This window comes from Brevibacterium sp. BRM-1 (assembly GCF_026802075.1).
Classification (GTDB): Bacteria; Actinomycetota; Actinomycetes; order Actinomycetales; family Brevibacteriaceae; genus Brevibacterium; species Brevibacterium rongguiense.
The window spans coordinates 2,595,648-2,609,110 of the sequence record NZ_CP113788.1; the positions used below are offsets into that span (position 1 = coordinate 2,595,648).

The 13,463-nt window shown below is 71.2% G+C and carries 12 protein-coding genes; 11 read left to right on the top strand and 1 reads right to left on the bottom strand.

The window, feature by feature from the left end:
* Positions 1–138 precede the first annotated feature (138 nt).
* The 4 genes from BRM1_RS11430 (at position 139) to BRM1_RS11445 (ending at position 5,837) form a co-directional block, all read left to right on the top strand.
* Positions 139–1,776, top strand: coding sequence for an ABC transporter substrate-binding protein (locus BRM1_RS11430; protein WP_268526070.1), 1,638 nt, complete (start codon positions 139–141; stop codon positions 1,774–1,776).
* A 170-nt stretch (positions 1,777–1,946) separates the two neighbouring features.
* A complete protein-coding gene (locus tag BRM1_RS11435; RefSeq protein ID WP_160952223.1) occupies positions 1,947–3,032 on the top strand; it encodes an ABC transporter permease in 1,086 nt (361 codons plus the stop codon).
* Positions 3,032–4,090: an ABC transporter permease gene (locus BRM1_RS11440; protein WP_268526072.1), complete on the top strand. Its 1,059-nt coding sequence runs from the start codon at positions 3,032–3,034 to the stop codon at positions 4,088–4,090. The genes BRM1_RS11435 and BRM1_RS11440 overlap by 1 nt, the downstream gene beginning before the upstream one ends.
* A gap of 1 nt (position 4,091) precedes the next feature.
* The gene (locus tag BRM1_RS11445) at positions 4,092–5,837 is read left to right on the top strand and encodes a dipeptide ABC transporter ATP-binding protein (RefSeq protein ID WP_268526074.1); all 1,746 of its coding nucleotides are present in this window, start codon (positions 4,092–4,094) and stop codon (positions 5,835–5,837) included.
* A gap of 21 nt (positions 5,838–5,858) precedes the next feature.
* On the opposite strand, the gene BRM1_RS11450 is transcribed toward BRM1_RS11445, so the two are convergent.
* Positions 5,859–6,440: an arsenate reductase/protein-tyrosine-phosphatase family protein gene (locus BRM1_RS11450; RefSeq protein ID WP_268526076.1), complete on the bottom strand. Its 582-nt coding sequence runs from the start codon at positions 6,438–6,440 to the stop codon at positions 5,859–5,861.
* Positions 6,441–6,514: 74 nt separating this feature from the next.
* Here BRM1_RS11450 and BRM1_RS11455 point away from each other — a divergent pair, with 74 nt between their 5' ends.
* From BRM1_RS11455 to BRM1_RS11485, 7 genes are all read left to right on the top strand, one after another.
* Positions 6,515–7,756, top strand: a complete 1,242-nt coding sequence (locus BRM1_RS11455; RefSeq protein ID WP_268526078.1) for an FAD-dependent oxidoreductase — start codon at positions 6,515–6,517, stop codon at positions 7,754–7,756.
* A 78-nt stretch (positions 7,757–7,834) separates the two neighbouring features.
* Positions 7,835–8,683: an ABC transporter permease gene (locus BRM1_RS11460; protein ID WP_160952228.1), complete on the top strand. Its 849-nt coding sequence runs from the start codon at positions 7,835–7,837 to the stop codon at positions 8,681–8,683.
* The gene (locus BRM1_RS11465) at positions 8,667–9,488 is read left to right on the top strand and encodes an ABC transporter ATP-binding protein (RefSeq protein WP_160952229.1); all 822 of its coding nucleotides are present in this window, start codon (positions 8,667–8,669) and stop codon (positions 9,486–9,488) included. The genes BRM1_RS11460 and BRM1_RS11465 overlap by 17 nt, the downstream gene beginning before the upstream one ends.
* Positions 9,489–9,607: 119 nt before the next feature.
* Positions 9,608–10,612 carry a glycosyltransferase family 2 protein gene (locus BRM1_RS11470; protein ID WP_268529838.1) on the top strand — a complete coding sequence of 335 codons (1,005 nt, stop codon included), beginning with the start codon at positions 9,608–9,610 and terminating at the stop codon, positions 10,610–10,612.
* The gene (locus tag BRM1_RS11475) at positions 10,609–11,415 is read left to right on the top strand and encodes a hypothetical protein (RefSeq protein WP_160952230.1); all 807 of its coding nucleotides are present in this window, start codon (positions 10,609–10,611) and stop codon (positions 11,413–11,415) included. The genes BRM1_RS11470 and BRM1_RS11475 overlap by 4 nt, the downstream gene beginning before the upstream one ends.
* 84 nt (positions 11,416–11,499) lie before the next feature.
* On the top strand, positions 11,500–11,964 hold the full coding sequence (locus BRM1_RS11480; protein WP_160952231.1) for a DUF3151 domain-containing protein: 465 nt from the start codon (positions 11,500–11,502) through the stop codon (positions 11,962–11,964).
* 152 nt (positions 11,965–12,116) lie between these two features.
* On the top strand, positions 12,117–13,403 hold the full coding sequence (locus tag BRM1_RS11485) for an adenylosuccinate synthase (protein WP_268526081.1): 1,287 nt from the start codon (positions 12,117–12,119) through the stop codon (positions 13,401–13,403).
* The last annotated feature ends 60 nt before the right edge of the window (positions 13,404–13,463 follow it).

Here is a 13,463-nt window from a genome sequence, read left to right on the forward strand (position 1 = left end):
CGGATTTGTGTGTCGATTCGGTCTCGATGTCCGGTCCCGCGCACGAGGGATAGGTCACGCGCTGTGAGCTGGCTTAATCTTTCCTCCATTACCGCGCACGCTCTCGCAGCGCACGGACGAAAGCGAGTCACCCCCACCATGGCACTCAAGACCACCATCGTCGCCGCAGCCGCGGCCCTGAGCGCGACGGCCCTCGTGCTGTCGGGCTGCTCGTCGTCGACCACGCAGAAGGACGGCGACTCCGACTCCGGCGGGCCGCTGACCGTCGGCACGACGGACAAGGTCACCTCCCTCGACCCGGCCGGCTCGTATGACAACGGATCGTTCCTCGTCATGCAGCAGGTCTTCCCCTTCCTCACCTCCTACAAGCCGGGCACCGCGGAGACGCAGCCGGACATCGCGGAGAGCGCGGACTTCTCCAACCCCACAACCTACGAGGTCAAGCTCAAGCAGGACCTGAAGTTCGCCAACGGCCACGAGCTGACCTCGTCGGACGTGAAGTTCAGCTTCGACCGGCAGAAGAAGATCGCCGACCCCAACGGCCCCTCCTCACTGCTGGGCTCGCTGAAGTCCGTGAAGACCCCGGATGACCAGACCGTCCAGTTCGAGCTCAGCCGCCCGAACGACCAGACGTTCCCGCTCGTGCTCGCCGGCCCGGCCGGGCCCATCGTCGACGAGGAGGCGTTCTCCCCGACGAAGGTGACGAAGGACGACGAGATCGTCAAGGCCAAGGCGTTCGGCGGGCCGTACCAGATCGACTCGTACGACCTCAACAAGCTCGTCTCCTACGCCGCGAACCCGGACTACAAGGGACCGCTGGAGAAGGCGAAGACGGACAGCGTCCAGATGAAGTACTACTCGGACGCCAACAACATGAAGCTCGACCTGCAGCAGGGCTCGATCGACGTGGCCTGGCGCTCCCTGTCCGCCACGGACATCGAGGACCTCGGCAAGGACGACAAGCTCTCCGTGCACAAGGGCCCCGGCGGCGAGATCCGCTACATCGTCTTCAACTTCGACACGATGCCCTACGGCGCCAAGTCCAGCTCCCCGGACCCCAAGAAGGCGCTGGCGATCCGCCAGGCGATGGCGGACTCCGTGGACCGCTCGGCGATCGCCAAGGACGTCTACAAGGACACGTACACCCCGCTCTACAGCTTCGTCCCGGACGGCCTGCCCGGTGCCAACCAGGCACTCAAGGGCGCCTACGGCAACGGCGACGGCGGTGCCGATGCGGAGAAGGCGAAGAAGGCCCTCGAGGACGCCGGCGTCACCGCGCCCGTCGACATCAAGCTGCAGTACAACCCGGACCACTACGGCCCGTCCTCCGGCGATGAGTACGCGAAGGTCAAGGACCAGCTGGAGAAGACCGGCCTGTTCAAGGTGGACCTGCAGTCCACCGAGTGGGTGCAGTACTCGAAGGACCGCACCGCGGACAACTACCCGGTCTACCAGCTGGGCTGGTTCCCGGACTACTCGGACGCGGACAACTACCTGGTGCCGTTCTTCTACGACACGAAGGACACCCAGAGCTTCCTCGCCAACCACTTCCGCGACGAGAAGATCAACAAGCAGCTGACCGACCAGGCGTCGATCGCAGACTCCGGCAAGCGCGAGCAGGCGCTGGGCACGATCCAGGACGAGCTGGCCAAGCAGCTGCCCACCCTGCCGCTGCTCCAGGGCAACCAGATCGCGATCGCGAACAAGGACGTCCAGGGCATCGACGAGACCCTCGACCCCTCGTTCCAGTTCCGCCTGGCGATGCTGAGCAAGTGATGCCCACTCCCAGCGCCGCACGGCGCTGAGCGGGCCGGGGCCCGGAGGACACCCCTCCGGGCCCCGCTCCGTGCCCCGGCCGCCGACGGCCCCCACCAGGCCGCCCGCCGGCAGGCCGCCCACCTGGCAGCCGCTCACCGGCAGGCCGCCCACCAGCAGATTGCGACGGTATGACAGCAAGCGTCGAGGTCCCCGAGCTCGCGGCAGGACCCGTGAAGAAGAGCCCCAGATCCCCCTCCGGGCTGGGCCGCTACATCCTCGTCCGGTTCCTCCTCATCATCCCCACGGTGTGGATCCTCACCACCCTCGTGTTCTTCCTCATGCGGATCACGGGCGACCCCATCACGGCCTCCCAGGGCGGCCGGCTCACGCAGGACCAGCTCGCCCAGCGCGTGCACGACGCGGGCTACGACCGGCCGCTGATCGTCCAGTACTTCGAGTACATGGGCCGGCTGCTCACCGGCGACTTCGGCACCACGGTCTCCGACCACCAGCAGGTGACGAAGGTGCTGGCGGACTACGGCAGCGCCACCCTCGAGCTCGTGCTCTTCTCCCTGGTCGTCGCGTTCGCGGTGGGCATCCCGTTCGGCATGGTCGCCGCGAAGTTCCGCGACCGCTGGCCCGATGCGGTGCTGCGCATCCTCGCGATCCTCGCCTACGCCACGCCCGTGTTCTTCATCGGCCTGCTGCTCAAGCTCGTCTTCGGCATCCTGTGGCCCATCCTGCCGGTGGCCGGCCGTGCGAACACCGCCACCGAGCTGCTGCTGGGCGGTGTCATCAACCCCACGCACCTCTACCTGCTGGACTCGCTGCGGATCGGCAGCATGTCCGCCGCCGGCGACGTGCTGCGCCACGCGGTGCTGCCCGCGATCGCGCTGGGGCTCATCACGGCCGGCACGTTCCTGCGGCTCGTGCGCACCAACCTCATCGGCACGCTGGGCTCGCAGTACGTCGAGTCCGCCCGCTCCCGCGGCGTCTCCGAGTTCCGGCTCGTCACGAAGCACGCCTACCGCCCGGCCCTCATCCCCATCATCACGGTCATGGGCATGCAGATCGCGCTGTCGCTGGCCGGGGCCGTGCTCACGGAGACGACGTTCGAGTGGAAGGGGCTGGGCTTCCAGCTTTACCAGTACATCCAGGCGCGCGACTTCGTGGCGGTGCAGGGCATCGTCGTCATGCTCGCCGTCATCGTGGCGGTGACGAACTTCATCGTCGACATCATCGTCGCCTTCATCGACCCGCGAGTGAGGTACTGATGAGCACCGCTGCCCCCGTCCAGCCCACCGGCCCAGGCGCCTCGGGCCCCGCGCCGCTGCCCGGTGCCGCCAAGCGCGCAGGCGAGTCCCCGCTGCGCCGCCTGCCGATCGTCCGCCACGTCCGCCAGGCCGTGGGCCTGCAGCGCGGCATGCTGCTGGGCGGCCTCGTGATCTGCGCGCTCATCCTCCTGTGCGCCCTCTTCGCCCCGCTCATCGCCCCCTACGGATTCGCGCAGATGAATGACGCGAACGGGGACTTCGGCACCCAGCAGGCGCCCAGCGCCGCCCACCTCTGGGGCACCACGGTGGGCGGCTTCGACGTCTTCTCCCGCGTGGTCTGGGGCACCCGGACGGCCGTGTTCGTCATCGTCGTGGCCGTGACGATCTCGCTCATCATCGGCGTCGTCCTGGGGCTCGTGTCGGGGTACCTGGGCGGCTGGCTCGACCGGATCCTCGTGGTGGTCGCGGACGCAATCTACGCGTTCCCCTCGCTGCTGCTGGCCATCGTCATGACGATCGTCATCTCCGGCGGGCAGTCGAAGGTGGTGGGCGGCGTCATGGCCGCGGCGATCTCGATCACGGTCGTGTTCGTCCCGCAGTACTTCCGCGTCGTGCGGGCGGAGGCGGTGCGCCTGAAGGCGGAGCCCTTCGTGGAGTCCGCGCAGGTGATCGGCGTGTCCAAGCCGCGCATCATCGCCCGCCACATCTACCGCAACGCCACCCGCAACATCCCGCTCATCTTCACCCTCAACGCCTCGGAGGCGATCCTCACGCTCGCGGCCCTGGGCTTCCTGGGCTTCGGTATCGAGCCCACGTCCGCAGCCGAATGGGGCTTCGACCTCAACAAGGCGCTGTCCGACGTGACCTCCGGGATCTGGTGGACGGCCCTGTTCCCGGGTCTGGCGATCGTGCTCACCGTCCTCGGCATCACGCTCGTGGGCGAGTCGATGAACGACCTCAACGATCCGCGCCTGCGGCTGCGCAAGAAGCCGCGCCGCTCCCGCCGTGCCCGGGCGCAGCGCGCCCGGACCGGCCGCACCGCAGCGAAGGAGGCCTGAGATGGCAGAAGAGAAGTCAGCCGCACAGCAGGCGCCCCTACTCACCATCGACGACCTCGACGTCACCTTCTCCACGGACGCGGGCGAGGTCCATGCGGTCAACGACCTGAGCATCGCGGTCTCGCCGGGCGAGGTGCTCGCGATCGTGGGGGAGTCCGGTTCCGGCAAGTCCGTGACGGCTCGCTCGATCCTGGGCCTGCTGCCGGACACCGCGGTGGTCGACGGGGCCGTCGTGCTCGCGGGCGGCTCGGTGCTCACCGCGGGGCCGGCGGCCCTGCGCCGGCTGCGCGGCTCGGATGCCGCGATGGTCTTCCAGGAGCCCTCCACCGCACTGAACCCGGTCTACACCGTGGGCTGGCAGATCGCGGAGGGCCTGCGCGCCCACAATCCCAAGCTGGGCCGCAAGGAGCTGCGGGCGCGCGCCGTCGAGGCGATGGAGAAGGTGGGCATCCCCGACGCCGCCGAGCGCTACGACTACTACCCCCACCAGTTCTCCGGGGGCCAGAAGCAGCGCATCGTCATCGCCATGGCACTCGCCCTGGGCGCCAAGCTCATCGTGGCCGACGAGCCCACGACCGCGCTCGACGTCACCGTGCAGGCGGAGATCCTCGACCTGCTGCGCGAGCTGCGCGACGACTTCGACACCGCGATCGTGCTCATCACGCACAACATGGGCGTCGTCGCCGACCTCGCCGACCGCGTGGCCGTCATGTACCGCGGCGACCTCGTGGAGACGGCAGGGGTGCGCGACCTGTTCGCCAGCCCGCGCCACGAGTACACCCGCAGCCTGCTCGCCGCGGTCCCGCGCCTGGCGAGCGCGGACATCGCCTCCACCACCGCGCCTGCCACCACCGCGGCCGAGGCGCGGGCCCAGACCGCGTCCGAGGCGCCCGCCGAGCCCGCGCGCCCCGATGCCGCACCGCTCGTCGTTGCCGAGGGCCTCGAGATCGTCTACCCCGGCGGCTTCGGCAAGAAGGACTTCCAGGCGGTGGGCGGCGTGAGCTTCGACATCCGCCCGGGCGAGGTCTACGGCCTCGTGGGCGAATCGGGTTCGGGCAAGACGACGATCGGGCGCGCGATCGCGGGCCTCACGCGCGCCACCGGCGGCTCGCTGCGCGTCTTCGACCACGAGATGGTCGGGTTCAAGGAGAGGGGCTTCCGGTCCCTGCGCAAGCGGATCGGCTTCGTCTTCCAGGACCCCGCTGCCTCGTTCAACCCGCACCTGTCGATCGGCGAGTGCATCGCCGAGCCACTGGCCGTGCACCGGCCGGACATCTCCGCCGCCGACCGCCGGCGCAAGGTCGATGAGCTCCTCGACGCCGTCCAGCTGCCCGGCGACTACGCCGCGCGCTACCCTCATGAGCTGTCCGGCGGCCAGCGCCAGCGCGCCTCCCTGGCCCGCGGCATCAGCCTGGATCCGGAGCTGCTCGTGGCCGACGAGCCCACGTCCGCGCTCGACGTCTCCGTCCAGGCGCGCGTGCTCGACCTGTTCCGGGAGCTCCAGGAGCGCTTCCACTACGCGGCCCTCTTCATCAGCCACGACCTGGCGGTCGTCGACATGCTCTCCGACCGGATCGGCGTGCTCTACCGCGGCGAGCTGCTGGAGTCCGGCACGGGCGCCCAGGTGCTCGGCAGCCCCCGGCACGACTACACCCGTCGGCTCATCGCCTCGCTGCCGGTCCCGGACCCGGTCGAGCAGGCAGCCCGGCGCGAGGTCGCCCGGGAACTGCGCGCCGGCGCGCGCTGAGCGGCTCCGGGCCGGTGCACGCTACGCGCCGGCCGGTTCGCCCGGCGCGCCCACGATCATCCGCAGCGCCGCGTCGATCTCGTCCGCGGCGCGGGCCGCCTCCTCCCAGCCCAGCCGGTAGGGGTCGGCGATGTCGTCGTCGGCCGTGCCGGTGATCGCCGCGCGGCCGGCGGCGCCGCGCAGGACCTCGAGGCTGGGCGCCTCCCAGGGCGCCACCGCGCCCGCCGCCGCGAGGCGCGCGTAGGGCTTGAGCACGACGGTCCTGCCCGCTGCCTCGGGAAACGCGCCCGTGATGAGGTCGAAGTGGGACCGGGTGAGGCCCACGAGCAGCCGAGCCCGCGCGGCGATCTCCTCGTCGAGGAGGCGCCCGGCGAAGCCCGCCGGGTCGCCGCCGAGCCGCGTGAGCTGCGCGGCCATGCCGGGGTCCATGGGCTGTCCGACGATCGTGTGGGTGCCCGCCGAGGAGAACGCCGTGGACGGGTCCAGGTGCGCGGCGAGCCGCTCCGCCAGCGGCGAGCGGCACGTGTTGCCCGTGCAGACGAAGACCACGGCGGAGGCGTCGGCGCTGGCGGGAGTGGCGGTGCTGGCGCGGTGAGTGCTCATGGCGCGATTCTCCCAGCCCCGCCCTCGCGCGCCGGCGTGGCGGTACGTTGGGAGCAGGCAGAGGGGAGAGCGCGATGGCGGAGACTACTGACGCGATGGCCGAGAGCACTGATGCGCGCGGCGGCATCGTCATCGTGGGCGGGGGAGCCGCCGGAACGGCGTGCGCCCAGGCCCTGAGCGCGGCGGGCGGGCGCGCCGTGCTCATCGACGCGCGCACGGAGCCCGCGGAGCTGCCGCCCCTGTCGAAGTCTTTGTTCGCGGACGACCTCGACCTCCGGCCCCACCAGCGCGAGCTGCCCGGCATCGAGGCGCTTGCGGGGACCGTGGAGCGCATCGCCGAGGACGCCGTGCACCTCGCCGACGGCACCGCGGTGCCCTACGGCACGCTCGTGCTCGCGACGGGGCTGCGGCCCCGCCTGGCCCCGCCCGCGCTGCGCGGCGCGCACCTGGTCTCCGACGCCGAGGCCGCCCGCGGCCTCCGCGCACAGGCGCCCGGGCGCGAACTCGGCATCCTGGGCTCCGGCTTCCTGGCCCTCGAGGCTGCCCGCGGTGCCGCCGATGCCGGGCTGACCCCCACCGTGCACCTGCGCGGCGCCCTCCCGCTGCCGGGGCTGCACCCGCACACCGCCCGCGCCGTACGCGACCTCCACGCCGCGGCCGGCGTGCGCTTCGCGCCCTACGATCCGGAGCCGGACCCGGCCGCGCACCCGCTGTGGCTGGCGGCGGTGGGCGCGGAGCCGGCGCTGCCCCCGCTGCCCCAGGGGTGGCAGTCCGATGCTCGCGGCTTCGCCGAAGTGGACGCCTGGCTGCGCCTCATCGGCGCGGGCGGGCGCGCGTACGCGATCGGCGATGCCGCGCACGTGCTGCGCGGCCCCATGGCCGGCTATCCGCCCACGGCAGCCGAGTCCGTGGCACTGTCCCAGGGCGCCTGGCTGGGCGCACGGCTGGCCGACCCGCGCCTCGGCGGCGGGACTTGCGGTGCCTGGACCGACGTGCCCTGGCACTGGTCATTCCAGGGGCCCGTGCGCGTGTTCACCGCGGGGATGCCGGCCAGCTCCGCGGACCCGGACGCGGTGATCGTCGGCGACCTTTCGGTGGGACGGGGGCAGGCGCTGCTCTTCGAGTCCCGGGGCGACGACGCCGAGCTCGTAGGCGCGGAGACGCTCGGACCGCCGCCGGCGCACACCGCGGCGCGCCGGGTGCTCGCCGCCCGCCTCGAGGGCGGTGCGGGAGAGGGCCGGGCGCAGCTCACCCGCGGGGAGGCGGCACGGGAGGGGTTCGACCTGCGCCAGTGGGCCAGGGCGCACCGAGGCTAGGGCGTCTGCGGCCCCGCGCGGCCCGCGTCGCATAGGATTGCCGTGTCCACGGCACCGACCGGAAGTATTCTTGCGTTCATGACTCTGTCCGAAATCGCAGCCCAGAACAATCTGGGCCGAGTCGGAGCCAGGCCTCCCCTCCTCGCCTACCTCAAACAGGTCTGGCAGCGCCGGGACTTCACCTTCCTGCTGGCGCGCTACCGCATCCAGAGCGAGAACGAGCGCAACCGGCTGGGGATGCTGTGGGTGCTCCTGCGCCCCACGCTCTCCGCCGGGGTCTACGCCCTGGTGTTCGGCCTGGTGCTGGCGGGCGCGCGGCCGCATAACTTCGTGCCCTTCGTTGTGGTGGGCGTCTTCTGCATGGAGTTCTTCAACACCTCGATGAACGCAGGCGCCAAGTCGATCGTGACGAACGCCTCGCTCGTCCAGTCGCTGCCGTTCCCGCGCATGGTGCTGCCGATCGCGACCGTCACGCAGAACCTCCTGAACTTCCTGCCCACGCTCGTGCTCATGATCGTCATCACGCTGTTCGGCGGGGCGCGGCCCTCGCTCGAGTGGCTGCTGCTCATCCCCATGGTCATCCTGTTCTGGATCTTCAACCAGGGCGTGGGGCTCATCTTCGCCCGCCTCACCGTGCACTTCCGCGACCTCAGCCAGTTCATCCCCTTCATCTCGCGGATGGTCTTCTACACCTCCGGCGTGTTCTTCGATCCGCACAGGATGGTGGAGAACTACCCGACGATCCGCGGCATCATCGACTGGCACCCCCTCATCGAGGTCCTCACGATCGCCCGCGGGCTGCTGCTGCCGGGCTACACCGTGCCCGTGGACTACTGGTGGAAGCTCGCGATCTGGGCCGTCGTCCTCATCGTCGCGGGCATCGTGTACTTCTGGCAGGCCGAGGAGCGCTATGGCCGAGACAGCTGAGCCCGCCCGCTCCGCGGAGACGGGCCCGGAGGAGACCGGCCCTGCGGTCGAGGACCATCCCAACCGGCCCGCGGAGAGCCAGCCCGTCGTCGTCTGCGACGACGTCCACATCGAGTTCAAGACGCTGGCCACCGGCAAGCGCGTCAACGGCGGCACCGCGAAGGGCCTGCTCCAGCGCAAGCGCACGATGAAGTCGGTGCACGCCCTCAAGGGCGTCTCGTTCGTCGCCCGTGCCAACGAGTCGATCGGCATCATCGGCACGAACGGCTCCGGCAAGTCCACGCTCATGAAGACCATCACGGGCCTCATCCCGCCCACCCGCGGCGCCGTGTTCGCCACGAGCCGGCCCAACCTGCTGGGCGTGGGAGCCGCGCTCATCAACGACCTCTCCGGCAGCCAGAACATCATCCTGGGCGGCCTGGCCATGGGCATGACCCGGACGGAGATCGAGGCGAAGTACGACGAGATCGTCGAGTTCACGGGCCTCAAGGACTTCATCGACATGCCCATGCGCACGTACTCCTCCGGGATGTCCGCGCGCCTGAAGTTCGCGATCGCCACCGCCAAGGACTACGAGATCCTCATCGTCGACGAGGCGCTGTCCGTGGGCGACCGCGAGTTCCAGAAGAAGTCCGAGGCGCGCATCCGCGGCATCCGCGAGAAGGCGGGCACCGTCTTCCTCGTCTCCCACTCGATGCGCTCGATCCGCGACACGTGCAACCGCACGATCTGGATCGAGAAGGGCGACATGCGCGCCGACGGCGCCACCGACGACGTCGTCGACGAATACGAGAAGCACAAGTGAGCCGGTCCGAGACCCGGGTTGAGAGCCGGTCTGAGAGCCGGTCCCGGCGGCGGTCGGGCAGTGCGCTGGCCCCCGAGGCGCTGCCGGAGCTGGCGGCCCTGCCCGGGGTCTCGTTCATCATGCCGGTGCTCAACGAGGAGGACAGCCTCTCCGCCGCCGTCGCGACGATCCTCGCGCAGGACTACGAGGGGCAGCGCGAGGTGGTCCTCGCACTGGGCCCCTCCGAGGACGGCACGAACGAGATCGCCCGCGCGCTGGCCGCCGACGACCCGCGCATCGTCGTGGTCGACAACCCGGCGGGCGACACGCCCACCGGGCTCAACCTCGCCGTGGCCCGCACCCGCCACCCCGTCATCATCCGCGTGGACGCCCACTCCGAGCTCACCCCCGACTATGCCGCCGCCGGCGTCGAGGTGCTGCGCACCACCCGCGCCGCCAATGTCGGCGGGCTCATGGTGGCCCGGGGCCGGACCCCGTTCCAGCGCGCGGCGGCCCGCGCCTACATGTCGCCCGTGGGCCTGGGCGGGCCGGCCTACCACTCCGGGGACGCCCCCCAGGAGGCCGAGAGCGCCTACCTGGGCGTCTTCCGCCGCGAGGTCTTCGACGAGCTGGGCGGGTTCGACCCCACGCTGCGCCGCGGCCAGGACTGGGAGCTCAACCTGCGCATCCGCGAGGCCGGCGGGCGCATCTGGTTCGACCCGCACCTGCAGGTCACCTACTGGCCGCGCACCAGCTGGAAGAAGATCGCCCAGCAGTTCCGCGCCACCGGCATCTGGCGCGCCGAGCTCATCCGCCGCCACGGTGCGAAGAACTCCCTGCGCTACTTCGCCCCGCCCCTGCTGGTGCTCGGGCTCGCCGCCGCCGGGCTCGAGGCGCTCGCCCAGCTCAGCGGCACCACCCGCCGCTGGCCGAAGTTCCTGCGCCGCTTCACCTCGCTCGTCTATGTCGCGCCGGCCGGCTACGTGCTGGGCCTGCTCGCCGAGGTCGCGCGGGCCCGGGACCTCGGCCTGCGGGAGCGCGCGTGGTACCTCGCGATCCTGCCCACCATGCACCTGTGCTGGGGAGCGGGCTTCCTGCGCGGGCTGCTGCGGGGCGCCGGCACCACGGCGGACCGCAGCCGATGAGCCGCCGGAGCTTCAACGCCCCGCTGCTCGCGGGAGCGATCGCCGTGGTGGCGGTGATCGCGGTGGTGGCGTGGAGCCTGCTGGCGCCCAAGCAGCGGCTGACCGTCGACAGCCTGCAGCACCCCGCCGTGGCCGCGCTGGGCGCCGGCTCCGATGTCTACCCCGCGAACTCCAAGGAGGCGATCGGGGAGAACGTGAAGTTCGGCTACCTCCCGGCCGTGGACACGGCCCTCGACGCGGATGGCACGGTGGTCCTCGCCGACGCCCGGACCGCGCAGCGGGCGCTCGGCCTTGCCAAGCCGCTCGACCAGACCTCGACCGCCGACTTCCAGCGCGCCTCGGTGCCCGGGCCGAAGGACGGCAGCGGCTCCGGGACGCCCATGACCTGGGAGGCCGCCCTGGACGAGTACGGCGACGACACGGTCTTCGTGCCCCAGGTCGACGACGCCCGCACCCTCGACGCGGTGGCCGGCGCGGTGGAGGGCCACGGCGCCAAAGACTCCGTCATCATCCGCTCGGCGGAGGTCTCCGTGCTCAAGGCCGCCGCGAACAAGGGCCTCGCCGGCCTCTACACGGGCCCGGCCGCGGTGGGCGCGCAGCGCCTGCACGCGGAGGGCATCACGATGGCCGCCGTCGCCCACGATGCGAAGGACCTGGACGCGTGGCTGCACTCGGACGTCTCCGTGTGGGTCACGGGCGCCGGGTCGAAGGACGAGCTCAGCGGGCTCGCCGACCGCGGGGTCGTGGGCGCCCTGACCGCGAACCCCTACGCCGTGGCGCCGGCGGCTGTGCAGACCGGCTGAGCCCACGCCTGCCCGGCGGGCTATCGTTCCAGGCAGACACCCGCGACGGGACCCGCGACGGGGCCCATGACAGGAAGGACGACCATGAGCCAGAGCATCGGCGGACCCCAGCGCATCGGCAACCTCGACGCGAGCCAGCTGGGCCCCCAGCCCACGTACCTGCCCGCCGACCATCCCGATGTGGAGGCGCGGCGGCGCCTGGACGGCGGCGAGGAGCCCCTCGACGTCGCCCACGACCTGCCCGGCAGCTCGCTGGCCTGGGCGCTGCTGGCCGACGAGGCTTTCGACGAGGGCCGCCGCGTGGACTCCTACGCCTATGCCCGAGTGGGCTACCACCGCGGCCTCGACGCGCTGCGCGCGGCGGGATGGCGCGGGGCCGGCCCGATTCCCTACGAGCACGAGGTCAACCGCGGATTCCTGCGCGCGCTCTACGCGCTCGGCCGCGCCTCGGCGGCGATCGGCGAGGGCGAGGAGGCGCAGCGGATCGAGAAGTTCCTGCGCGAGTCCGATCCCGCGGCCCTCGATGCGATCGCGGCCGGGCAGAGCTGACGGGCCGGGCGGAGCTGACGGGACGGGTGAAGCAGACGGGACGGGCAGAGCTGACGGGCAGGGTTGAGCTGACGGGACGGCTGCCGCGATAGGATCGAGGGGTTCGTGCAGCGGGTGCGCATCCGCCGCAGCACCGCTAGTGATGAGGTCCCATGCCAGCAGTCATCGTCGTCGGCGCCCAGTGGGGCGATGAGGGCAAGGGGAAGACGACCGACATCCTCGGCACCCGCGTCGACTACGTCGTCAAGCCCAACGGGGGCAACAACGCCGGCCACACCGTGGTGGTGGGCGGGGAGAAGTACGAGCTCAAGCTGCTGCCCGCGGGCATCCTGTCCCCGAACGTCACCCCCGTCATCGGCAACGGCGTCGTGGTCAACCTCGAGGCGCTGTTCGAGGAGATCGACGCGCTCGAGGCCCGCGGCGCGGACACCTCGAAGCTGCGCGTGTCCGCCAACGCGCACCTCGTGGCGCCCTACCACCAGGTCCTCGACAAGGTGACCGAGCGGTTCCTCGGCAAGCGCGCGATCGGCACGACGGGCCGGGGGATCGGGCCCGCCTATTCCGACAAGGCGGCCCGCCTGGGCATCCGCGTGCAGGACATCTTCGACGAGTCGATTCTGCGCCAGAAGGTCGAGGGCGCGCTGCGGCAGAAGAACGAGCTGCTCATCAAGGTCTACAACCGGCGCGAAGCGGAGGTCGAGGAGACCGTCGAGTACTTCCTCCAGTTCGCCGAGCGCCTGCGGCCCATGGTGGCCGACACCTCGCTGCTGCTCAACGAGGCGCTCGATGCCGGCGAGGTCGTCGTCATGGAGGGCGGCCAGGCGACCATGCTCGACGTGGACCACGGCACGTACCCGTTCGTCACCTCCTCGAACCCGTCTGCCGGCGGCGCGTGCATCGGCGCCGGGATCGGTCCGACGCGGATCAACCGCGTCGTGGGCATCGTCAAGGCCTACACCACCCGCGTGGGCGCCGGGCCGTTCCCCACGGAGCTGTTCGATGAGATGGGCGAGCGCCTGCAGAAGACCGGTGGCGAGTTCGGCGTGAACACGGGCCGGCCGCGGCGCTGCGGTTGGTACGACGCCGTCGTGGCCCGCTATGCCGCGCGCGTCAACGGCTTCACCGACTACGTGCTCACCAAGCTCGACGTCCTCACCGGCATCGAGTCCATTCCGGTGTGCGTGGCCTACGACGTCGACGGGGTGCGCTTCGACGAGCTGCCCATGAGCCAGTCGGACTTCCACCACGCGAAGCCCATCTACGAGGAGTTCCCCGGTTGGACCGAGGACATCTCCGCCGCCCGCACGTTCGAGGATCTGCCCGTCAACGCGCAGAACTACGTGCTGGCGCTCGAGGCGGTCTCGGGCTGCCGGATGTCCGTCATCGGCGTGGGGCCCGACCGCGAGCAGTCCATCGTGCGCCACGACCTCCTCGACTGAGGCCGGCCTCGACTGACGCCGGCGGTACCCGGGGGTGCCCGGGGGTGCCCCGGCTGTGGG

Bases quoted from the DNA above. Each gene is read 5' to 3' on its own strand.
- BRM1_RS11430 (WP_268526070.1), top strand. From the start codon at position 139: ATGGCACTCAAGACCACCATCGTCGCCGCAGCCGCGGCCCTGAGCGCG.
- BRM1_RS11435 (WP_160952223.1), top strand. From the start codon at position 1,947: ATGACAGCAAGCGTCGAGGTCCCCGAGCTCGCGGCAGGACCCGTGAAG.
- BRM1_RS11440 (WP_268526072.1), top strand. From the start codon at position 3,032: ATGAGCACCGCTGCCCCCGTCCAGCCCACCGGCCCAGGCGCCTCGGGC.
- BRM1_RS11445 (WP_268526074.1), top strand. From the start codon at position 4,092: ATGGCAGAAGAGAAGTCAGCCGCACAGCAGGCGCCCCTACTCACCATC.
- BRM1_RS11450 (WP_268526076.1), bottom strand. From the start codon at position 6,440: ATGAGCACTCACCGCGCCAGCACCGCCACTCCCGCCAGCGCCGACGCC.
- BRM1_RS11455 (WP_268526078.1), top strand. From the start codon at position 6,515: ATGGCGGAGACTACTGACGCGATGGCCGAGAGCACTGATGCGCGCGGC.
- BRM1_RS11460 (WP_160952228.1), top strand. From the start codon at position 7,835: ATGACTCTGTCCGAAATCGCAGCCCAGAACAATCTGGGCCGAGTCGGA.
- BRM1_RS11465 (WP_160952229.1), top strand. From the start codon at position 8,667: ATGGCCGAGACAGCTGAGCCCGCCCGCTCCGCGGAGACGGGCCCGGAG.
- BRM1_RS11470 (WP_268529838.1), top strand. From the start codon at position 9,608: ATGCCGGTGCTCAACGAGGAGGACAGCCTCTCCGCCGCCGTCGCGACG.
- BRM1_RS11475 (WP_160952230.1), top strand. From the start codon at position 10,609: ATGAGCCGCCGGAGCTTCAACGCCCCGCTGCTCGCGGGAGCGATCGCC.
- BRM1_RS11480 (WP_160952231.1), top strand. From the start codon at position 11,500: ATGAGCCAGAGCATCGGCGGACCCCAGCGCATCGGCAACCTCGACGCG.
- BRM1_RS11485 (WP_268526081.1), top strand. From the start codon at position 12,117: ATGCCAGCAGTCATCGTCGTCGGCGCCCAGTGGGGCGATGAGGGCAAG.